Genomic DNA, 19,597 nt, shown 5'->3' with positions numbered 1-19,597 from the left:
GCGCCCCGGAGGTCAGCGTTCCCCCAGTTCGGGGGCCACTCAGTGTCGCGGGAGTGTGTCTTCCACGTCCCCGTCGTCGGGTGCGTCGTCGACCTGCAGCACGACCACCGTCACGTTGTCCCGACCCCCCGCAACGACCGCGTCACCGACGAGTCGCTCCGCGAGGTCCTGCGCGGACGGCACCCGCGCGGCGATGCGGGCGATGCCGGCGTCGCCGAGTTCCTTGGTCAGGCCGTCGGAGCAGACGATGTAGCGGTCCCCCGGACGCAGCGGCAGTGTCCACCAGTCGGGCTCCGGCGGTTCACCGAAGCCCACGGCGCGCGTGATGACGTTGCTGTCCGGGTGCCGTTCGGCGTCCTCGGCGCGGAGCAGGCCGGCGTCGACCATCTCCTGCACGACCGAGTGGTCGACCGTCACACGCCGGAGGACGCCGTCCTCGATGCGGTAGGTCCGCGAATCGCCGACGTTGAAGACGAGCGCCGCCGGTTGTCCGTGCGCCGCGACGAGGGCGATGCCGGTCACCGTGGTGCCCGCTCCGATCGCGTTGCCGCCCGCGGCACGCTCGATGTCCGCCGTGGCGAGCAGGAGCGCGCGCTGGATCGACTGCCGCGTCGTGAACGCGCTCTCGGTGGCCTGCTCGAGTCGACGCACCACCGCGTCGCTGGCGCGGTCCCCCGCGAGGTGTCCGCCCATGCCGTCGGCGACGACGAAGAAGGGCGCGGCGACGATGTAGCTGTCCTCGTTGTGGTCACGGCGCCGACCCACGTCGGTCGCCGCGCCCCACGACAGCGTCAGGGTGGCGCCGTCGGCACCGGGGACGTCGATGGCGTGCGCAGTCGCTGCTCGGCCGAGTTCGGTCACGGTTCAGGATCGCTCTCTGGGGGTTCGGGGCGTGCCGGCTGGTGGATCGGACGGCCACCCGGGAAGTGGTGGGAGGTCTCCCGTCGGCGGTGCGACCCGGAGGTGCGCCGAGAGGACCTCGATGACGTTGCCGTCACCGATCTCGACAACCGTACCCGTCAGCACGACGTTCGACGCACCCGCTGCCATCCGGAACGGCGGCGCGCCGGCGGGCCGCACGAGGGTCCCGTTGGTGGAGCGCAGGTCGTCGACCACGGCGACCTCGCCCTCCGCGTGGACGAGGACGTGCGACGACGACACCTGCCCGCTGGGCGACGGGACGGTCACGAGTTCGGGCACCGGCCCCCGCAGGATCCGCGGCAGCGCGGGGCGCCGACCGACGACGACGGGACGGTCGAGGCGGAGCACGCGGTCCCCGATGCGGATGGACGGGACGCGCGTCGTCGGCGTCGAGGGGGCGGACGGGAGGCGCGGCTCGGCCCCGACGGCCGGGTCAGGTCGGCCGGGTGGTCGACCCGGCCCCCGCACGACGGTGTCCTCGAGCGCGTCTCCGGCCGGGCGTGCCGCCTGCGGCCGGATCACGGTGTCCTCCGCCGCGGAGGCGTCCTGCCCGCCCGGCACCGGCGGGATCGGTCGGATCACCGTGTCGCCCAGTGGGTCCTGGTCGGGGCCCTGGGCGCGGGACGGGGCGGCGCGACGGATCACCGTGTCGTCGATGTCGTCGTCGCGCACCCGAGCCCTCCAAGTGTGGTCCACACCACCGTAGACGATCCTGTCCGCGCGTCATCACCGCGCATCCCATGTGGGGACGCTGCCAACGCGGACCGACCGGAGGACGAGGGCAGCCAGCGGATCGTCCGGGCAGGTGTCCAGGGCGTACTGCGCCCGGGTCTGCGCACGCGCCTGGGAGCCGAGCGCCCACGAGCACCACGACGCCAGCGCGAGTGCACCGGCCGCCCCCGTGGCGGTGTCCGCCGAAAGGTCCTCCGCACGCCACCACCGCCAGGCCTCGGCGCACCGGTCGCCGGCCGTCCGGAGTCGCGAGCGCCGCGGCTGGGGGCCAGCTCCGCACAGGGCCGGCGGCGTCGGGTCGTGGAAGGGGTCGAACGGCCGGACGGACCGGGGGTCGGGATCGTCCGAGGCGCTGAGGAAGCCGATGAGGGCGAAACGGGTCGCGAGGGCAGCGCAGGCGGTGACGACCGCTGCTGCTCCCCCGCGTCCCAGCGGCTCGGTACCGGGCGCGACGAGCGCGGCGGCGGCCGCGGGGACGGTGACCGCAGCGGCGATCTCGCGCGGGTAGCGCACTGCAGCGTCCGGATGGGCTCGTGTCGTGACGGGGATCATGCACGACATCGAAACGCAGGCAGCGCCTCCAGGCCGGCGTCGACCGACCATCTGGGGAACGTCAGCAGCCCCGCTGATCCTGTGGAGGACGAGCGGGGCTGCCGTGCGGAGGACGGGGTTCAGACGGCCGCGGGCTCCAGACTCTCCGCCACGAGGTCCCAGGAGCCGGCGTGCTCCTCGAACAGCACCCCGTGCGACGAGGCCCACGCGACGAGCTCAGGCATCGTCGACACCTCGGCGCCCGTCCGGGCGAGCAGACCGACCAGCCGGCCCTTCGCCGTCTTGTTCCAGTGGTTGAGCGCCTTGCGACGCCCGCTCCCGTCGACGCTCACGACCCTCGGCGCGACCGCGTCCGGGACGGGACCGAGCTGCCGGTACCCCTCGGAACGGAGGTCGAGGACGAGACCGTCCCCGGCGCGCGCGGTGATGACCCTCGTCGCGACCTCCGGCCAGTGCGAGGCCAACCGGAGGGAGCCGAGGCGCGAGTCGTGCGAGAGCCGGTACGCCGGGATCGGGTCCCCGGCACCGACGGGACCGAACATCGCGGACTGCACCACGACGTGCTCGAACCACCACGCCCGCGTCGCCCCATCGGCAGTCGGCGCACCGAGCGGGTCGTACAGCACGCCCGTGTAGCGGTCGATCGCCGCCATCGTGCCGGACGTCTCGAGGGCGAGGTTGCGGAACCGCTCCTCGATCGACCTCGGGCCGAGCTTCAACGCCGTCCGGGCAGAGGACTCCTCGGAACTGACGGAGCGGGCCGCGGTGATCACCGCGGCCCGCTCAGCAGCCAGTTCCGGGAACGACAGCGCACGCAGGTCGAGCGTGCGCGCCGGGTCCCCGCCCTCTCGCTTCGTCTCCGAAGGCGGGAGGAGGACGGTCAGTCCGGTCAGGACGCCAGCGCGGCCTGCCGCGCCACGATCGTGACCGTGTCGTGCTCGACCGACAGGAAGCCGTCCTCGGCGTCCGCCGCCACCGTCGAGCCGTCGGCTCGGGTGATGCGGACCTGTCCCTGCGCGAGGGTCGCGAGCAGCGGCTCGTGCCCCGCGAGGATACCGATCTGGCCCTCCGTCGTTCGAGCGACGACCATGGTGGCGTCGCCCGACCAGACCTCGCGGTCGGCCGAGACGACGCTCACGGTGAGCGCCGCCATGTCAGCGGTTCTCCTTCTGGATCTGCGCCCACTTCTCTTCGACGTCGTTGATGCCACCGACGTTGAAGAAGGCCTGGACGGCCACGTGGTCGAACTCGCCGTCGGCGATGGCGCGGAAGGACTCGATGGTGTCCTTGAGCGGCACCGTGGAGCCCTCGACGCCCGTGAACTTCTTCGCCATGTACGTGTTTTGCGAGAGGAACTGCTGGATACGACGAGCGCGCTCGACGGTGATCTTGTCCTCTTCGGAGAGCTCGTCGACACCGAGGATGGCGATGATCTCCTGCAGTTCCTTGTTCTTCTGGAGGATCTGCTTGACGCGCGTCGCCGTCTCGTAGTGGTCGGCACCCAGGTACCGGGGGTCCATGATCCGCGAGGTCGAGGTCAGCGGGTCGATCGCCGGGTAGAGGCCCTGCGACGCGATCTCACGCGAGAGCTCCGTCGTGGCGTCGAGGTGCGCGAACGTCGTGGCCGGTGCCGGGTCGGTGTAGTCGTCAGCCGGCACGTAGATCGCCTGGAGGGAGGTGATCGAGTGACCGCGCGTCGACGTGATGCGCTCCTGGAGGACGCCCATCTCGTCGGCGAGGTTCGGCTGGTAACCCACCGCGGACGGCATGCGGCCGAGCAGCGTGGAGACCTCGGAACCGGCCTGCGTGAAGCGGAAGATGTTGTCGATGAAGAGGAGCACGTCCTGCTTCTGGACATCGCGGAAGTACTCCGCCATCGTCAGCGCCGACAGGGCCACGCGCAGACGCGTTCCCGGCGGCTCGTCCATCTGGCCGAACACGAGGGCGGTCTTGTCGAAGACGCCCGCCTCTTCCATCTCACCGATGAGGTCGTTGCCCTCACGGGTGCGCTCGCCGACACCGGCGAACACCGACACACCACCGTGGTCCTGCGCGACGCGCTGGATCATCTCCTGGATGAGGACCGTCTTGCCGACGCCCGCACCACCGAAGAGGCCGATCTTGCCACCCTGCACGTACGGGGTGAGGAGGTCGATCGACTTGATGCCGGTCTCGAACATGGTGGTCTTCGACTCGAGCTGGTCGAAGGCCGGAGCGTTGCGGTGGATCGGCCAGCGCTCGGTGATCTCGAGCTTCTCGTCGGTGTTGAGCACGTTGCCCAGCACGTCGAAGACCTTGCCCTTGGTGACGTCGCCGACGGGGACCGAGATCGGAGCGCCCGAGTCACGGACCTCCTGGCCACGGACGAGACCGTCGGTCGGCTTCAGGGAGATGGCGCGGACGAGGTCGTCGCCGAGGTGCTGCGCGACCTCGAGACCGATCTCCTGCGTCGAGTCACCGATGGTGACCGTCGTGAACAGGAGGTTGTACATCTCGGGGATGGCGTCGTGCGGGAACTCGATGTCGACGACGGGGCCCGTGACACGGGCGATCCGGCCGACACCGGGCGCCGACGACGTCTCGACCGCGGTGGTTGCGGTGTCGGTCATGGCTGGTGCCTTCCTGAGGGTGGGTATCTGTCCGCGAACGACGCGGACTACTTCTTCTTCGACGAGAGGGCGTCGGCGCCGCCGACGATCTCGGAGATCTGCTGGGTGATCTCGGCCTGACGAGCGTTGTTCGCGAGACGGGTGAAGTCACGGATGAGGGCATCCGCGTTGTCACTCGCCGACTTCATGGCCTTCTGCCGGGCGGCGTGCTCGGAGGCAGCCGACTGCAGCATGGCGTTGAAGATGCGGCTCTCGATGTAGACCGGGAGCAGCGCGTCGAGCACGGCGTCCGCGTCGGGTTCGAACTCGTAGAGCGGGAGGGGCTCGTCGTTCGACGGCGCCTCGACGCCGTCCACGACCTCGAGCGGGAGCAGGCGGACGACCTGCGGCTCCTGCGTGGCGATGCTCACGAAGCGGTTGAACACGATGTGGATCTCGTCCACGCCGCCGTCAGCGGTGTCCTGGAGGAACTTCGACACGACCGCGTCGCCGATCTCCTTCGCCGTCGAGAACTCCGGCTGGTCGGTGCCGCCGACCCACTGCTGCTCGAACGGGCGCTCACGGAAGGTGAAGTACCCGACCGACTTGCGTCCGACGAGGTAGAACACGACCTCCTTGCCCTCGCTGCGGAGCAGGGAGGCGAGCTCCTCGCCCTGCTTGAGGACGTTCGTGCTGAACGCGCCGTTCAGGCCGCGGTCCGAGGTGAACAGGACGACAGCGGCACGCGTCGACGACTCGGGCTCGGTGGTCAGCACGTGGTCGACGTTCGAGAACGTCGCCACGGCCGACACAGCCCGCGTCACGGCCCGCGAGTACGGGCCGGACGCGGCCATGCGGGCCTGCGCCTTCTGGATCCGCGACGCCGAGATCAGCTCCATCGCGCGGGTGACCTTCTTCGTGGTCTTCGCGGAGCGGATTCGCTGCCGGTAGACCCGGACCTGTGCTGCCATCTAGCGACGACCCTTGACGATCTGCTCCTGGTCGACGTCCTCGGCCTGCGCGGCCTCGAACTGCTCGGACCCGAGCGTCTTGCCCTCGCTCGTCTGGAAGCTCTTGGAGAACTCGTCGATCTGCTTGGACATCTCGGCGACGGTCTCGTCGCTGAGCTGGTTGGTCTCGCGCAGCGTGGTCAGCACGTCCGAGTTGCGGCGGAGGTGGTCCAGCAGCTCCGACTCGAAGCGGAGGACGTCGCTGACGGGGACCTCGTCGAGCTTGCCGTTCGTACCGGCCCAGATCGAGACGACCTGCTCCTCGACCGGGTACGGCGAGTACTGCGGCTGCTTGAGGAGCTCGGTCAGGCGCGCACCGCGGTCGAGCTGACGACGCGACGCCTGGTCGAGGTCGGACGCGAACATCGCGAACGCCTCGAGCGAGCGGTACTGCGCGAGCTCGAGCTTGAGCGTGCCGGAGACCTTCTTGATGGACTTGACCTGCGCGTCACCACCGACACGCGACACCGAGATGCCGACGTCGACGGCCGGACGCTGGTTCGCGTTGAACAGGTCCGACTGCAGGAAGATCTGGCCGTCGGTGATCGAGATCACGTTCGTCGGGATGTACGCCGAGACGTCGTTCGCCTTGGTCTCGATGATCGGCAGACCCGTCATCGAACCGGCGCCGAGCTCGTCGGACAGCTTCGCGCAACGCTCCAGCAGACGGGAGTGCAGGTAGAAGACGTCACCCGGGTAGGCCTCGCGCCCCGGCGGACGACGGAGGAGGAGGGACACGGCACGGTAGGCCTCGGCCTGCTTCGACAGGTCGTCGAAGATGATGAGGACGTGCTTGCCGGCGTACATCCAGTGCTGGCCGATGGCCGAGCCGGTGTACGGGGCGAGGTACTTGAAGCCGGCCGGGTCGGAGGCGGGGGCCGCGACGATGGTGGTGTACTCCATCGCGCCGGCGTCCTCGAGCGCACCCTTGACGGAGGCGATCGTGGAGCCCTTCTGACCGATGGCGACGTAGATGCAGCGGACCTGCTTGTCCTCGTCGCCGGACTCCCAGTTGGCCTTCTGGTTGATGATCGTGTCGATCGCGATGGCCGTCTTGCCGGTCTGGCGGTCGCCGATGATCAGCTGACGCTGACCGCGGCCGACGGGGATCATCGCGTCGATGGCCTTGATGCCGGTCTGGAGCGGCTCGTGGACCGACTTGCGGGCCATGACGCCGGGCGCCTGGAGCTCGAGGGCACGACGGCCCTCCGCCTGGATCTCGCCGAGACCGTCGATCGGGGCGCCGAGCGGGTCGACGACGCGACCGAGGAAGCCGTCGCCGACGGGGACCGAGAGGACCTCGCCGGTACGGGTGACTTCCTGGCCCTCTTCGACGCCGGCGAACTCGCCGAGCACGATGGCGCCGATCTCGTCCTCGTCGAGGTTCTGCGCGAGGCCGAGCGTGCCGTCCTCGAAGCGGATGAGCTCGTTCGCCATGACGCCGGGGAGGCCCTCGACGTGCGCGATGCCGTCGCCGGCGTCGATGACGTGCCCGACCTCGGCCGTGGAGGCCTTCGTCGGCTCGTAGTTCGAGACGAAGTCCTTCAGGGCATCACGGATCTCATCGGGGCTGATGGTGATGTCTGCCATGGGATTTTCCTTGTTGGTTTCCGGGGCCGTTCGGCTCCGAGAGGGTGACGCTGCCTGACTCGGCAGTTCCCGTTGTGGACTTGGGAGGGGCGGCTTCGACCGTACGCTCAGCCGGCGAGCTGGAGCCGGAGCTCCGAGAGACGCGTGGAGACGGTGCCGTCGATGACGTCGCCGCCGATCTGCACCCGGACCCCACCGACGACCGACGGGTCGACGACGTGGTTGATGCTGATGTCCTTGCCGTACCGCTCGGACAGACCACGGGCGACGCGGGCCGCCTGACCGTCCGAGAGCGGGGTGGCCGTGGTGACGGTGGCGACGAGCTTGCCCGCCTGGTCCGCCACGATCCGTGATGCGTCGCGGACCAGCTCACCGATGCGGCGACCGCGCGGCTGCTGCACGAGGTGCGACAGGATGGCGATCGTCTGGGCCGAGGCCTTCCCACCGAGCAGACGCTCGACGAGTGAGCTCTTCTCCGACGGGCTGCCGAGCTTGGTGCCCAGCGCCAGTTCGAGCGCGGCGTCGGAACGGACCGCGGACTCGAAGGAGAACAGTTCGGCCTCGATCGAGGTGTCCGTCGACGCCGTCGCGGCGATGGCACGGATGCCAGCGTCCTCGATGCCGACGAGGAGGTCCTCGTGGGAGGACCAGCGCGAGCCGGCCACGGCGGTCAGGACCGCGCGCGTCGCCGCCGACTGGTCGGCGAAGACGCGGTCGATCACGGCCTTCTTGCCGGCCGGGTCGGCGGTCGGGTCGGACAGCAGACCGAGCAGCTGCGGCGCACCGGCGATCGCACGCCCAGCGGCGAGGATCTCGGCACCGACGGCGAGGTCGGCCGCACCGCCGAGGTCGGCGAGCACCGCCCTCGTCGACGCCAGTGCTTCCCTGGTGGCGCTTCGCATGCTCAGCGCTCCCCGGTCTTCGATGCCTCGAGGTCGGCGAGGAAGCGGTCGACCACGGCGGTCGAACGGGCGTCGTCCTTGAGGGACTCCCCGATCACGCCGGATGCGAGGTCGAGGGCGAGCGAGCCGACCTCGGTCCGCAGCGACTGGAGCGCGCTCTGACGCTCCGCCTCGATCTGCGCCTGCGCGTTGGCGGTGATGCGTGCCGCATCGGCCTGCGCCTGCTCACGGAGCTCGTTGCCGATCGCGTTCGCGTCGGAACGCGCCTGCTCACGGATGCGGGACGCCTCGGCACGGGCCTCGGCGAGCTGCTTGTTGTACTCGTCCAGCGCTGCGGCGGCCTGCTCCTGAGCAGCTTCCGCCTTCTTGATGCCACCTTCGATGGCCTCGGTGCGCTCGTCGAGCATCTTCGTGATCCGCGGGATGATGACCCGCCAGAACACCAGCAGGATGACGACGAACGCCACCGCCGACCAGAGGATGTCGTACACCGGCGGGATCAGCGGGTTGGGGTTCGCCTCCTCCGCTGCGACGATGAATGCGGTCTGCATCGGCTGGCCTTACTTGGTGAAGATGAAGTACGTCGCGATACCGATGAAGGCGAGGGCCTCGGTGAAGGCGATACCGATGTACATGAGGGTCGTCAGACGGCCCTGGAGCTCCGGCTGGCGAGCGACGGACTCGATCGTCTTGCCGACGACGATGCCCACGCCGATGGCCGGGCCGATCGCCGCGAGGCCGTAGCCCACCGTCGCGATGTTGCCGTTGATTGCCGCGAGAACGGTCGTTGCGTCCACGTGTGTTCCTTTCAGGATGCGGCCCGACGGATGCCGTGCCGTATTGGGGGTCAGTACAGGTCGGTGGTCAGTGCTCGTCAGCCAGCGCGAGCTGGATGTACACAGCGGTCAGCAGCATGAAGACGTACGCCTGCAGCAGCGCGACCAGGATCTCGAAGAAGCTGAACGCGATGCCGAACGCGAGCGTCCCGACTCCGAAGAGCGCGAGGAGGTTCCCGCTCTCGAAGAAGAAGAACTGCGTGGCAGCGAAGAACAGGACGAGCAGCAGGTGGCCGACGACCATGTTCATCAGGAGTCGCAGCGTCAGCGTCACCGGACGGAGCACGAAGGTCGAGACGAGCTCGATCGGCGTCACGATGATGTAGAGGTACCACGGCACGCCGGGCGGGAACAGTGCGTTCCGGAGGAAGGTGCCGGGGTGCTTGCGCAGACCCGCGTAGATGAACGCCACGTAGGCGACGATCGCCAGGATCATCGGGTACGCGATGCGGCTGGTGCCCTGCAGGTTGAACCCCGGGATGAGACCGGTGAGGTTCAGGAACAGCACGGAGAAGAAGATCGTCGCGAGCAGCGGCAGGAACCGCTTGCCGTCCTTCTCACCCAGGTTGTCGAAGGTGTTCCGGCGGACGACGTCGAAGCCGTACTCGATGAGCGCCTGGCCACGGCCGGGGACGAGCTTGAGCGAACGGGTCCCGATGATGCCGATCAGCAGCAGGACCGCGACGGCGATGAACCGGATGATGACGAGTCGGTCGATCTCGAACGGCGTTCCCGCGAAGAAGATCGCGTCCGGGAAGAACTCGTTGATCGACGGACCATGGAACTCGGCGGCCTGGCTGCTCCCCGCCGCGACGGTGTTACCCGCTGCAGTGAGGGACAGGGGAAGAGCGTGGGATAGCAGCGCTGTCTCCTGTGTCGGCGCGCGCACGCATGGCACGCGATGGTGGACGTTGTGGAGGCTCGCCCGCTCCGAGCAGTGCTCCGGACGCGGACTCCGAGAAGCCTATCAGGTGGAAGAGGCTTCCCGGGCTCTCAGTTGCGGGGGGTGTCCTTCTCAGGCTCTGCGGAGTCGCCGCGCAGGGACACCCCGATCGGGACGCGGGCCTTCGCGACGGCCGTCACGTCGATCACGAGCGAGCCGACGACGCCGATGATGATGACGATCGCCAGCACCGGGAAGTCCACCCAGTCGCGGTCCCGCAGCAGCACGAGCACGACGATGAACACCACGAACTTCAGCAGCCAGGTGCCCATCACGATGCCGAAGAACGCACCGGAGATCATCTGCCCCTTGGAGACCCGCAGGGCCACGAGCACCGACAACGCCGTCAGCCCGAGGAAGACGACGCTGAGGACCGCGCCGAGCAGGCCGCCGACGAGCCCGGGCTTGCCGGCGACGAGGAGGCCGACCACTCCGCCGACCACCGCCAGCCCGACGGCGAGCAGGGCGGCCCAGACGAGGATGCGGCGGAACACCGGCCGGACGTGGTCGAGCGCGTTCGGTGCGGTCACGAGATGTCTCCTGGGATCGATCGGTCGTTGGCGGCCCGGTCGAGCGGGTCGAGGCTGGCGTCCACCACCGTGGTGGACCGGGTGGCGATCTGCGCGGCGAACTCGGCGCGCTTCCGCCCGAGGGGTGCGAACGTCGCGACGGCGCACGCGGTGAAGCCGACGGCGACGAAGACGACGACCCAGTACCAGTCGACGAAGAGGAACAGCAGGCACCCGATCGCGACGGTGGCCGTCCACGCGTAGAAGATCAGGACGGCGTGGAAGTGCGAGTGCCCCATGTCGAGCAGGCGGTGGTGCAGGTGCTTCCGGTCCGCCGAGAACGGGGACTTCCCCGCGCTCAGCCGTCGGGTGACCGCCAGGCCGAAGTCGAGGATCGGCACGATGAGGATCGCGAACGGCAGCAGGATCGGGATGAACGCCGGCAGCAGCGCCTGACGGGAGTGCACCGCCGCCGGGTCGATGTTGCCGGTCACCGACACCGCGCTCGTCGCCATGAGGAACCCGACGAGCAGCGCCCCGGCGTCACCCATGAACAGCTTCGCCGGGTGCCAGTTGAGGATCAGGAAGCCGAAGCACGAGCCGACCAGCACCGCGGTGAGCAGTGACGGGAGGTTGAAGAAGAACTCGGTCTGGACGACCACGCGGTTGATGAAGAACGTGTAGAGGAAGAACACGCCGCCGGCGATGATGGCGACGCCCGCGACGAGGCCGTCCAGCCCGTCGATGAAGTTCACCGCGTTCATGACGAGCACCACCGCCAGCACGGTGAAAATCAGGCTCATGTACGACGAGCCCACGCCGAGGGTGTTGCCGATCGGCAGCGACACGATCGCCACGCCCTGCCACGCCAGGATGCCCGCGGCGATGATCTGCCCCGCCAGCTTCGTCATCCAGTCGAGGTCCCAGATGTCGTCCGCGACGCCGAGCACCACGATGATCGTCGCCCCGGCGAGCACGGCGATCACGCGCCCGGGTTCGGAGAAGACGAGCCGGAAGTAGTCGGTCCCCGCGATCGACGGGAACAGGAACCACGCCGCCAGCAGGGACGCGATGACACCGATGTACATGGCGATCCCGCCGAGCCGCGGCGTCGGCGTGCGGTGCACGTCCCGCTCACGGACCTTCGGGTACCACTTGTACTTCAGCCCCAGCTTCCACACGATCCAGCTGACGCAGAAGCTCACGACCGCCGCGATGGCGCCCGCGAGCAGGTAGTACTTCATCCGACGAGGTCGGCTCCGACGACCCTGGTGATCTCGTCGTCGGAGATCACGCCGTGACGGACGATGCGGAGCCTCCCGCCGTCGGAGAGACCGGTCGCGTCCACGATCGTCGAGCCGGTCGACGCCTCGAAGCCCTCGTGCGGCGCGAGCGGGCCGCCGTCCAGGTACACCGACACGCTGTCCCCGAGCATCGCTTCCGCACGGTCGACGTCCATCGCCGCCGGGTCGCCCGTCGAGTTCGCGGACGACACCGCGAGCGGCCCGACCTCCTGCAGGAGCTCGAGCGCGATCCGGGAGTCCGGCATCCGGAGCGCGACCGTCCCGCGGGTCTCGCCGAGGTCCCAGTCGAGGGACGGCTGCGCGCGGAGGATCACGGTGAGACCGCCCGGCCAGAACTCGGCGACGAGGTCCCGCACCTGCTCGGGGATGTCGCTCGCGAGCGCCTCGAGCGTGGGCGGCCCCGGGATGAGGACCGGCGGCGGGGACTGACGCGTGCGCCCCTTCGCGTCGAGGAGGCGCTGCACGGCGGCCGCGCTGAAGGCGTCCGCGGCGAGGCCGTAGACGGTGTCGGTGGGGACGACGACGAGTTCTCCGCGTCCGAGTGCGGCACGTGCGAGCCGCATCCCGGTCAGGAGCCCGTCGGAGTCGGTGCAGTCGTATCGGGATGCCATGACTCGACGATGATAGTGCGACACAATGGGTGGCATCGTGAACGAGACGCCCGCGCCCCGACTCCTGTTCCTCTTCGACATGGACGAGGTCCTCGTCCGGTACGACTGGAAGGTGCGGATGGCCGCCCTCGCCGAGTTCACCGGCCACGAGTTCGACGAACTCCGGCGCCGGTGGTGGGACTGCGGCAACGAGCAGCGGGCGGAGGCCGGCGGGTACGCCGACGGGGACGCCTACCTCGCCGCGTTCGAGCGCGCGATGGGCTGCGAGGTGCCGGAGACGGAGTGGGCGCGCATCCGCGGCGCGGCGATGACCGAGCTGCCCGAGCGCATCGACGCGGTCCGGGTCGCGAGCGAGCACGGCCGGGTGGGGCTCCTCACCAACAACGGGCCGCTGGCCGGGCGGTGGATCCAGCACTGGGCGCCGTCGCTCCCCCCGCTCTTCGGCGAGCACCTCGACACGACGAGCAACTTCGGGGCCCGCAAGCCCGAGCCCGAGGTGTTCCTCCGTGCGCTCGAACACCACGGCGTGCCCGCCGAGCGGACGTTCTTCGCCGACGACATGCCGATCAACGTCGAGGGCGCCAGGAGCGTCGGGATCCACGCCGTGCTGGTCGAGGAGCACACCGACCTGCGTGCGGCCGTCCTCGCCTTCGTCGCGGAACAGGAGCGCCAGGAGCGCCAGGAGACACAGGACCGGGACGGCCGGGAGGCGCGGGTCGGCTCCGTCTAACGGGTCGCCGTGGTCGTCCGATCGCGACCGGTCAGGTCGACGTGCGTCTCCGGAGTGCGGAAGCCGCGGCGCGCGAGGACCGCGCGGACCGCGGCCCCCTGCGGCTCGGCGTGCTCGATGACGAGCACTCCCCCGGGCACGAGCAGCCGCCACGCGGTCTCCGCCAGCGCACGGACGGCGTCGAGGCCGTCAGGTCCGCCGTAGAGCGCGGCCGCGGGGTCGTGGTCCCGGACCTCCGGGTCGACGGGCACCGCGTCGTCGGGGACGTACGGCGGGTTCGACACGACGACCGACACGGTGCCGTCGAGTTCGGGCAGCGCGTCCGCCAGGTCGCCCTCGACGAGCCGGACGGTGCCGCCGTGGGCCTGCACGTTCCGCCGCGTCCACGGCAGCGCCTCGGCCGACCGTTCGACGGCGTACACGACTGCGTTCGGCACCTCCGTGTCCATCGCGATCGCGATCGCCCCGCTCCCGGAACCCAGGTCGACCGCGATCGGTGCGGGCACGGCGGTCGCACGGAGCGCGTCGATGCCGAACTGCACGACGGACTCGGTCTCCGGCCGCGGCACGAAGACACCGGGTCCGACGGCGAGGGTCAGCGCTCGGAAGTACGCCTCGCCGGTGATGTGCTGCAGCGGCTCACGCGTGGCGCGCCGGGCGACCGCGCGCCGGAACCGCTCGACGTGCTCCGGGGCGATCGCTCCCCCGGTCAGCGCGCGCGCCTGCACCGCGCCTCGCGAGGTGTCCGTCGACCAGGCGAGCAGGAGCTCGGCGTCCACCTGGGGGGTGGGCACACCGGCCGCGCCGAGCGCCGCGGCCGCCTCGCGCAGGAGGCGGTCCGCGGCGTACGTGCGGTCACCGTCGGACGTGTGCCGCGCCTCCTGGCTCACGCGTCCTGGTCGCCGATGGCGGCCAGCCGTGCCTCTTCGTCGGCACGGATCGCCGACTCGATGACGGGCTCGAGCGCTCCGTTCATCACGCGGTCCAGGTCGTAGGCCTTGTACCCGGTGCGGTGGTCCGCGATGCGGTTCTCGGGGAAGTTGTACGTGCGGATGCGTTCGGAACGGTCCATGCCGCGGATCTGCGACCTGCGTGCGTCCGACGCTGCGGCGTCCAACTCCTCCTGCTGCTTGGCGAGGATGCGGGCGCGGAGCACGCGCATCGCCGCCTCACGGTTCTGCAGCTGCGACTTCTCGTTCTGCATCGACACCACGATGCCGGTGGGCAGGTGGGTGATGCGGACCGCGGAGTCCGTGGTGTTCACCGACTGGCCGCCGGGGCCGGACGACCGGTAGACGTCGATCTTGAGGTCGTTCTGGTTGATCGCGACCTCCTCCGGCTCGTCGACCTCGGGGAAGACGAGCACCCCGGTCGTCGACGTGTGGATGCGCCCCTGGGACTCGGTGGCCGGCACACGCTGCACGCGGTGCACACCGCCCTCGTACTTGAGGTGCGCCCACACGCCCTGCGACGGGTCCGTCGCGTTCGACTTGATCGCGACCTGGACGTCCTTGTAGCCGCCGAGGTCGCTCTCGGTCCGCTCGAGGAGCTCGACCTTCCAGCCCTTGGACTCGGCGTAGTGCGAGTACATGCGCAGCAGGTCCGCCGCGAACAGCGCGGACTCCTCGCCGCCCTCGCCGCCCTTGATCTCCATGATGACGTCACGGCCGTCGTCCGGGTCCCGCGGGATGAGGAGCCGCCGGAGCCGCTCCTGGCGCTCCTGCAGCTGCTCCTCGAGCCCGGGGACCTCGTCCGCGAACGCGTCGTCCTCGCGCGCGAGTTCCTGGGCGGCGGCGAGGTCGTCCCCCGCAGCCTGCCAGGCTTCGTACGCGGCCTTGATCTGGCTGAGCTCGGCGTACCGCCGGTTCACCTTCTTCGCCCGGGCCGCATCGGCGTGGAGCGCGGGGTCCGACAGCTGCTGCGTCAGGTCCTCGTGTTCCGCCAGCAGCCCTGCCACCGACTCGAACACGCGTTACTCCTGGTGACCGTTGTGGTGGCCGCCGGTCGTCGGGACCGACTTCTGCACCTGCACCAGGAACTCGACGTTCGACTGCGTCTCCTTGAGGTTCCGCAGGACGATCTCGAGCGCCTGCTGCGGGTCGAGCCCGGCGAGGGCCCGGCGCAGTCGCCAGGTGATCTTGACCTCGTCGGCGGAGAGCAGCTGCTCCTCGCGACGGGTACCGGAGGCGTTGACGTCGACGGCCGGGAAGATCCGCTTGTCGGCGAGGTGCCGGTTGAGGCGGAGCTCCATGTTGCCGGTGCCCTTGAACTCCTCGAAGATGACCTCGTCCATCTTCGAGCCGGTCTCGACGAGCGCCGTCGCGAGGATGGTCAGCGAGCCGCCGTCCTCGATGTTGCGCGCGGCGCCGAAGAACCGCTTCGGCGGGTACAGCGCCGACGAGTCGACGCCGCCCGACAGGACGCGACCGGACGCCGGGGTCGACAGGTTGTACGCACGGCCCAGGCGGGTGATCGAGTCGAGGAGCAGGACCACGTCGTGGCCGAGCTCGACGAGGCGCTTGGCGCGCTCGATGGCGAGTTCGGCGACGGTGGTGTGGTCCTCGGCGGGACGGTCGAAGGTCGAGGCGATGACCTCGCCCTTCACCGTGCGCTGCATGTCGGTGACCTCTTCGGGCCGCTCGTCGACGAGGACGACCATGAGGTGCGCCTCGGGGTTGTTCTTCGCGATGGCGTTCGCGATGGCCTGCAGCACGACGGTCTTGCCGGCCTTCGGCGGGGACACGATGAGACCGCGCTGACCCTTGCCGATCGGCGACACGAGGTCGATGATCCGGGTACTGAGCTTCGACGGCTCGGTCTCGAGACGCAGGCGCTCGTTCGGGTACAGCGGCGTGAGGTCCTGGAAGTCGACCCGAGCGGCCGCTTCCTCGGCGGTCTGCCCGTTGATCGAGTCGACCTTGACGAGCGCGTTGTACTTCTGGCGGCTCTGCTGCTCGCCGTCCCGCGGCTGCTTGATCGCACCGACGACGGCGTCGCCCTTGCGCAGGTGGTACTTCTTCACCTGGCCGAGCGAGACGTAGACGTCGTTCGGTCCGGGGAGGTACCCGGTCGTGCGCACGAAGGCGTAGTTGTCGAGGACGTCGAGGATGCCCGCGATCGGGATGAGGACGTCGTCCTCGGTGATCTCCGGCTCGAACTCGTCGTTCTGTCCGCCTCGGCCGCGCTTGCGGTCGCGCTGGCGACGGCTGCGACCGCCCTCGGTCTCGTCGGCGCTCTGCTGCTGCTTCTGCTGCTGGCCGTTCTGCTTCTGCTGCTGCTGGCCGTTCTGCTTCTGCTCGTTCTTGTCGTCCTGCTGGGCGTTCTTCTGATCGCCCTGCTGGCCGTTCTTCTGGCCGTTGTCCCGACCGCCGTTCTGCTGGGCCTGCTGCCCGTTCTGGTCGACGCCCTGCTCACCGTTCTCGGTGTTCTGGCCACGACCACGACCACGCCCACGGCTGCGACGGCCGCGACGCGAGCCGCCCTCGCCCTGCTGGTCGTTCTGGTCGGAGGACTCGGTGTTCCCGCCCGTGGACTGCTCGTGCTGGTCGTCCTGGTCGGCGTCACGCTGCGCCTCCTGGGCCGGCTGCGCGCTCTGGTCCTGACCCTGCTGCTGGTCACGCTGGCCGTTGCGGCCGCGACGCTGCCCGCCGGCCTGGGCGGCCTCCTGCGCGTCCTTCTCGGCGCGCACCTGGTCGAGCCCGGCGAGGAGGTCCTCGGTGCCGGTGTGGCCGTGGTTCGTGTGCTCGGCGGCCGACGTCGGCGCGGCGTTCACGGTGCCACCGGAGGACGCACGACGCGAGCGGCGGGCGCGCGAGGTCGGCTGCTCTGCCGGGGTCTCGTCCGCCGTGGCTGCGGGCGCCGCCGGGGCCTCGGTCGGCTCGGGGAGCGTGGGCTGCTCGGCCGGCACCTCGGCGGTCGGTGCCGGGGCCTGGGCCGCCTCGGCCGCGGGGGCCTCGTCCGCCACCGGACGCTTGTCCTCGATGGAGGCGATCAGGTCACCCTTGCGGAGCTTCGACAGCCCCGTGATGCCGAGGGCGGAGGCGATGCGCTGGAGCTCCGGCAGACGGAGGGCGCGCAGGTCGCTGGGGATCTCCACGGGCGTGGAGTCGTTGACGTTCGTCAAGGTCGGTGTTTCCTTTCGAACCGCAGAACGCGGAGAGTTTCCACCGTCCCGGATGCACGGGTATGCATCGACCGCCGTTCAGACGACGGACCGGGATTCGGTGATCAGAAAGAGATTGCCCCCGCGCACCGGACCCTGCATGGCGAGGAACGTTCCTGCCGCCTACGCGGGTTCGGCTTGGAGCGCCGAGTGCGGCACCACTGTAGCACCACCCAGGTCGACCGCCAGCATGAGCGCCCGCCAGTCGGATTCCCCGTGTCGCGACACCAGTTCGGCCGCGGTGAGCCGCTGGGCCGGATCGCTGCCGAGGACCAGGAGGCTCGGGCCGGCTCCCGAGACGACGGCCGCCAGACCGTGCTGGCGCAGCAGGCCGATGAGCGCGTCGGTCTCCGGCATGGCGCTGGCCCGGTACGCCTGGTGCAACCGGTCCTCCGTCGCGGCGAGGAGCAGCTCCGGGCTCTGGATGAGCGCCGCGACGAGCAGTGCCGACCGCGAGACGTTGAACGCGGCGTCCTCGTGCGGGACGCTCGCAGGCTGCAGGGACCGGGCGAGCTTCGTGGACAGCGTCGAGGTCGGCACGAAGACCACCGGCGAGACGCCCCGGTGCACGAGGAGCCGCTTGTAGGCCGGTCCCTCGGCGGTCATCCACGCGATGGTGAGCCCGCCGAACAGCGCTGGAGCCACGTTGTCCGGATGGCCCTCCATCTCGGTCGCCAGGGTCAGCAGCGTCGAGGCGTCGAGGTCGACCACACCCTCGAGCAGGCCGCGCGCCGCCATCAGCCCGGCGACGATCGCCGCGGCGGACGACCCCATGCCCCGGCCGTGCGGGATCGCGTTGACGGCGTGGAGCTCGAGGCCGGGCTGCTCGTCGACACCGGCGTGCGCGAGGCCCCGGCGGACCGCCTGCACGACGAGGTTCGAGTCGTCCGTCGCGACCTCACCGGCGCCGACACCGTCGACGGTGACGGTCGCGCCCGGCTCTGGTCGAACGCGGACGACGACCTCGTCGTAGAGCGACAGCGCGAGCCCGAGCGAGTCGAAGCCCGGTCCGAGGTTCGCGGAGGTGGCGGGGACCCGCACGCGTACCGCCCGTCCGGCCGGTACAGCGATCTGGGCGGTCACGCCCTCCCCCGGTCCGGACGAGCGGTCCTCGCTCACTCCGCGCCGACCAGTCCGAGCACGTCGGCGACCGCCGTGGTGTCGACGGGGACGCTCGTCGGCGTGACCTCGCCGCCGTCCTGCGTGCGGAGGGCCCACTGCGGGTCCTTGAGGCCGTGCCCGGTCACGGTGATGACGACCTTCGCACCCTTCGGCACGACACCGGCGTCGGCACGCTCGAGGAGCCCGGCCACGCCGATCGCGGACGCGGGTTCGACGAAGACGCCGACCTCGGCGGAGAGGATCCGGTGCGCCGCGAGGATCGCCTCGTCGGTGATCGCACCGAAGTAGCCGTCGGTCTCGTCGCGTGCCTCGAGGGCGAACTGCCACGACGCCGGGTTGCCGATCCGGATGGCGGAGGCGATGGTGTCGGGGTTCGTGACGACCTCGCCGCGGACGATCGGCGCGGACCCCGCGGCCTGGAAGCCGAACATGCGCGGCAGCTTCGACGAGCGGCCCGCGGCGACGTCCTCGCGGTAGCCCCGGGAGTACGCCGTGTAGTTGCCCGCGTTGCCGACCGGCAGGAAGTGGAAGTCCGGCGCGTCGCCGAGCACGTCCACGACCTCGAACGCGGCGGTCTTCTGCCCCTCGATGCGGTCGTTGTTCACGGAGTTGACGAGGTGGACCGGGTAGTTCGCGGCGAGGTCCCGCGCGATGTCGAGGCAGTCGTCGAAGTTGCCCTGCACCTGCAGCAGCTGGGCGTCGTGCGCGACGGCCTGGCTGAGCTTGCCCATCGCGATCTTGCCCTCGGGCACGAGCACCGCAGCGGTGATGCCCGCGTGCGTGGCGTACGCGGCGGCGGAGGCGCTCGTGTTGCCGGTGGAGGCGCAGATGACGGCCTTGGCCCCGTGCTCGACGGCCTTCGAGATCGCCATCGTCATGCCGCGGTCCTTGAACGACCCGGTGGGGTTCATCCCCTCGAACTTGACGTAGACGTCGGCGCCGGTGCGCTCGGACAGGCGACGTGCCGGGATGAGCGGGGTCCCGCCCTCACCGAGCGTGACGACGGGTGTCGCCTCGGTCACGTCGAGACGGTCGGCGTACTCGCGCAGGACTCCCTGCCACTGGTGGGCCATGAGGCTCTCCTT

The 19,597-nt window shown here is 70.1% G+C and carries 21 protein-coding genes; 1 reads left to right on the top strand and 20 read right to left on the bottom strand.

All coding sequences use genetic code 11. The annotated features are described in order from the left end of the window. Positions 1-39: 39 nt before the first annotated feature. The 15 genes from ACTJKO_RS02580 to ACTJKO_RS02510 form a co-directional block, all read right to left on the bottom strand. Positions 40-861 carry a PP2C family protein-serine/threonine phosphatase gene (locus ACTJKO_RS02580; protein ID WP_440685364.1) on the bottom strand — a complete coding sequence of 274 codons (822 nt, stop codon included), beginning with the start codon at positions 859-861 and terminating at the stop codon, positions 40-42. Between the two features lie 3 nt (positions 862-864). Beyond that, entirely contained in the window at positions 865-1,593 is a 729-nt protein-coding gene (locus tag ACTJKO_RS02575) for a hypothetical protein (protein ID WP_440685362.1), read from the bottom strand. A gap of 54 nt (positions 1,594-1,647) precedes the next feature. After that, a complete protein-coding gene (locus tag ACTJKO_RS02570; protein WP_440685360.1) occupies positions 1,648-2,205 on the bottom strand; it encodes a hypothetical protein in 558 nt (185 codons plus the stop codon). 119 nt (positions 2,206-2,324) lie between these two features. Then, the gene (locus ACTJKO_RS02565; protein ID WP_440685902.1) at positions 2,325-3,089 is read right to left on the bottom strand and encodes a YaaA family protein; all 765 of its coding nucleotides are present in this window, start codon (positions 3,087-3,089) and stop codon (positions 2,325-2,327) included. A 5-nt stretch (positions 3,090-3,094) separates the two neighbouring features. Then, on the bottom strand, positions 3,095-3,358 hold the full coding sequence (locus tag ACTJKO_RS02560) for a F0F1 ATP synthase subunit epsilon (protein ID WP_022905458.1): 264 nt from the start codon (positions 3,356-3,358) through the stop codon (positions 3,095-3,097). A 1-nt stretch (position 3,359) separates the two neighbouring features. Continuing rightward, positions 3,360-4,814 (bottom strand): F0F1 ATP synthase subunit beta, encoded by a 1,455-nt coding sequence (gene atpD, locus ACTJKO_RS02555; RefSeq protein ID WP_440685358.1) that lies wholly within the window; start codon positions 4,812-4,814, stop codon positions 3,360-3,362. 47 nt (positions 4,815-4,861) lie between these two features. Next, positions 4,862-5,764, bottom strand: coding sequence for a F0F1 ATP synthase subunit gamma (locus tag ACTJKO_RS02550; RefSeq protein ID WP_440685356.1), 903 nt, complete (start codon positions 5,762-5,764; stop codon positions 4,862-4,864). Further along, on the bottom strand, positions 5,765-7,393 hold the full coding sequence (atpA, locus tag ACTJKO_RS02545) for a F0F1 ATP synthase subunit alpha (protein WP_440685354.1): 1,629 nt from the start codon (positions 7,391-7,393) through the stop codon (positions 5,765-5,767). Positions 7,394-7,500: 107 nt separating this feature from the next. Then, complete coding sequence (locus ACTJKO_RS02540; protein ID WP_440685352.1) at positions 7,501-8,295, bottom strand: F0F1 ATP synthase subunit delta; 795 nt, start codon at positions 8,293-8,295, stop codon at positions 7,501-7,503. 2 nt (positions 8,296-8,297) lie between these two features. After that, a complete protein-coding gene (locus tag ACTJKO_RS02535; RefSeq protein WP_440685350.1) occupies positions 8,298-8,846 on the bottom strand; it encodes a F0F1 ATP synthase subunit B in 549 nt (182 codons plus the stop codon). Positions 8,847-8,855: 9 nt separating this feature from the next. After that, complete coding sequence (atpE, locus tag ACTJKO_RS02530) at positions 8,856-9,092, bottom strand: ATP synthase F0 subunit C (protein ID WP_214982018.1); 237 nt, start codon at positions 9,090-9,092, stop codon at positions 8,856-8,858. Positions 9,093-9,159: 67 nt separating this feature from the next. Further along, positions 9,160-10,020, bottom strand: coding sequence for a F0F1 ATP synthase subunit A (atpB, locus tag ACTJKO_RS02525; protein WP_440685347.1), 861 nt, complete (start codon positions 10,018-10,020; stop codon positions 9,160-9,162). A 104-nt stretch (positions 10,021-10,124) separates the two neighbouring features. After that, entirely contained in the window at positions 10,125-10,604 is a 480-nt protein-coding gene (locus ACTJKO_RS02520) for a hypothetical protein (RefSeq protein ID WP_440685345.1), read from the bottom strand. After that, complete coding sequence (locus tag ACTJKO_RS02515) at positions 10,601-11,827, bottom strand: MraY family glycosyltransferase (RefSeq protein ID WP_440685343.1); 1,227 nt, start codon at positions 11,825-11,827, stop codon at positions 10,601-10,603. The genes ACTJKO_RS02520 and ACTJKO_RS02515 overlap by 4 nt, the downstream gene beginning before the upstream one ends. Beyond that, positions 11,824-12,498: an L-threonylcarbamoyladenylate synthase gene (locus ACTJKO_RS02510; protein WP_440685341.1), complete on the bottom strand. Its 675-nt coding sequence runs from the start codon at positions 12,496-12,498 to the stop codon at positions 11,824-11,826. The genes ACTJKO_RS02515 and ACTJKO_RS02510 overlap by 4 nt, the downstream gene beginning before the upstream one ends. 37 nt (positions 12,499-12,535) lie before the next feature. Here ACTJKO_RS02510 and ACTJKO_RS02505 point away from each other — a divergent pair, with 37 nt between their 5' ends. Beyond that, complete coding sequence (locus tag ACTJKO_RS02505; protein ID WP_440685339.1) at positions 12,536-13,228, top strand: HAD family hydrolase; 693 nt, start codon at positions 12,536-12,538, stop codon at positions 13,226-13,228. Here the strand turns inward: ACTJKO_RS02505 and prmC are convergent. The 5 genes from prmC to thrC all read right to left on the bottom strand — a co-directional run bounded on the left by prmC (position 13,225) and on the right by thrC (position 19,585). After that, positions 13,225-14,118: a peptide chain release factor N(5)-glutamine methyltransferase gene (gene prmC / locus ACTJKO_RS02500; RefSeq protein ID WP_440685337.1), complete on the bottom strand. Its 894-nt coding sequence runs from the start codon at positions 14,116-14,118 to the stop codon at positions 13,225-13,227. The two genes, ACTJKO_RS02505 and prmC, sit on opposite strands and share 4 nt — an antisense overlap. Then, positions 14,115-15,197, bottom strand: a complete 1,083-nt coding sequence (gene prfA / locus ACTJKO_RS02495; RefSeq protein ID WP_440685335.1) for a peptide chain release factor 1 — start codon at positions 15,195-15,197, stop codon at positions 14,115-14,117. The genes prmC and prfA overlap by 4 nt, the downstream gene beginning before the upstream one ends. A 3-nt stretch (positions 15,198-15,200) precedes the next feature. Continuing rightward, positions 15,201-17,351, bottom strand: a complete 2,151-nt coding sequence (gene rho / locus ACTJKO_RS02490; protein WP_440685333.1) for a transcription termination factor Rho — start codon at positions 17,349-17,351, stop codon at positions 15,201-15,203. A 162-nt stretch (positions 17,352-17,513) separates the two neighbouring features. Then, positions 17,514-18,473, bottom strand: a complete 960-nt coding sequence (gene thrB / locus ACTJKO_RS02485; protein WP_440685331.1) for a homoserine kinase — start codon at positions 18,471-18,473, stop codon at positions 17,514-17,516. A gap of 32 nt (positions 18,474-18,505) precedes the next feature. Continuing rightward, positions 18,506-19,585 (bottom strand): threonine synthase, encoded by a 1,080-nt coding sequence (gene thrC / locus ACTJKO_RS02480; protein WP_440685329.1) that lies wholly within the window; start codon positions 19,583-19,585, stop codon positions 18,506-18,508. Between the last annotated feature and the right edge of the window lie 12 nt (positions 19,586-19,597).

The organism is Curtobacterium sp. 22159, assembly GCF_052045775.1.
Taxonomy (GTDB): domain Bacteria; phylum Actinomycetota; class Actinomycetes; order Actinomycetales; family Microbacteriaceae; genus Curtobacterium.
Note: the sequence above shows the minus strand (reverse complement) of the source record. Positions and strands in the feature narration are given on the sequence as shown.

What these genes read in the sequence shown, in the direction of transcription:
- thrC (WP_440685329.1), bottom strand. Translation starts at nt 19,585, where the DNA reads ATGGCCCACCAGTGGCAGGGAGTCCTGCGCGAGTACGCCGACCGTCTC.
- ACTJKO_RS02540 (WP_440685352.1), bottom strand. Translation starts at nt 8,295, where the DNA reads ATGCGAAGCGCCACCAGGGAAGCACTGGCGTCGACGAGGGCGGTGCTC.
- ACTJKO_RS02515 (WP_440685343.1), bottom strand. Translation starts at nt 11,827, where the DNA reads ATGAAGTACTACCTGCTCGCGGGCGCCATCGCGGCGGTCGTGAGCTTC.
- ACTJKO_RS02560 (WP_022905458.1), bottom strand. Translation starts at nt 3,358, where the DNA reads ATGGCGGCGCTCACCGTGAGCGTCGTCTCGGCCGACCGCGAGGTCTGG.
- atpD (WP_440685358.1), bottom strand. Translation starts at nt 4,814, where the DNA reads ATGACCGACACCGCAACCACCGCGGTCGAGACGTCGTCGGCGCCCGGT.
- ACTJKO_RS02550 (WP_440685356.1), bottom strand. Translation starts at nt 5,764, where the DNA reads ATGGCAGCACAGGTCCGGGTCTACCGGCAGCGAATCCGCTCCGCGAAG.
- ACTJKO_RS02570 (WP_440685360.1), bottom strand. Translation starts at nt 2,205, where the DNA reads ATGATCCCCGTCACGACACGAGCCCATCCGGACGCTGCAGTGCGCTAC.
- ACTJKO_RS02510 (WP_440685341.1), bottom strand. Translation starts at nt 12,498, where the DNA reads ATGGCATCCCGATACGACTGCACCGACTCCGACGGGCTCCTGACCGGG.
- ACTJKO_RS02535 (WP_440685350.1), bottom strand. Translation starts at nt 8,846, where the DNA reads ATGCAGACCGCATTCATCGTCGCAGCGGAGGAGGCGAACCCCAACCCG.
- atpA (WP_440685354.1), bottom strand. Translation starts at nt 7,393, where the DNA reads ATGGCAGACATCACCATCAGCCCCGATGAGATCCGTGATGCCCTGAAG.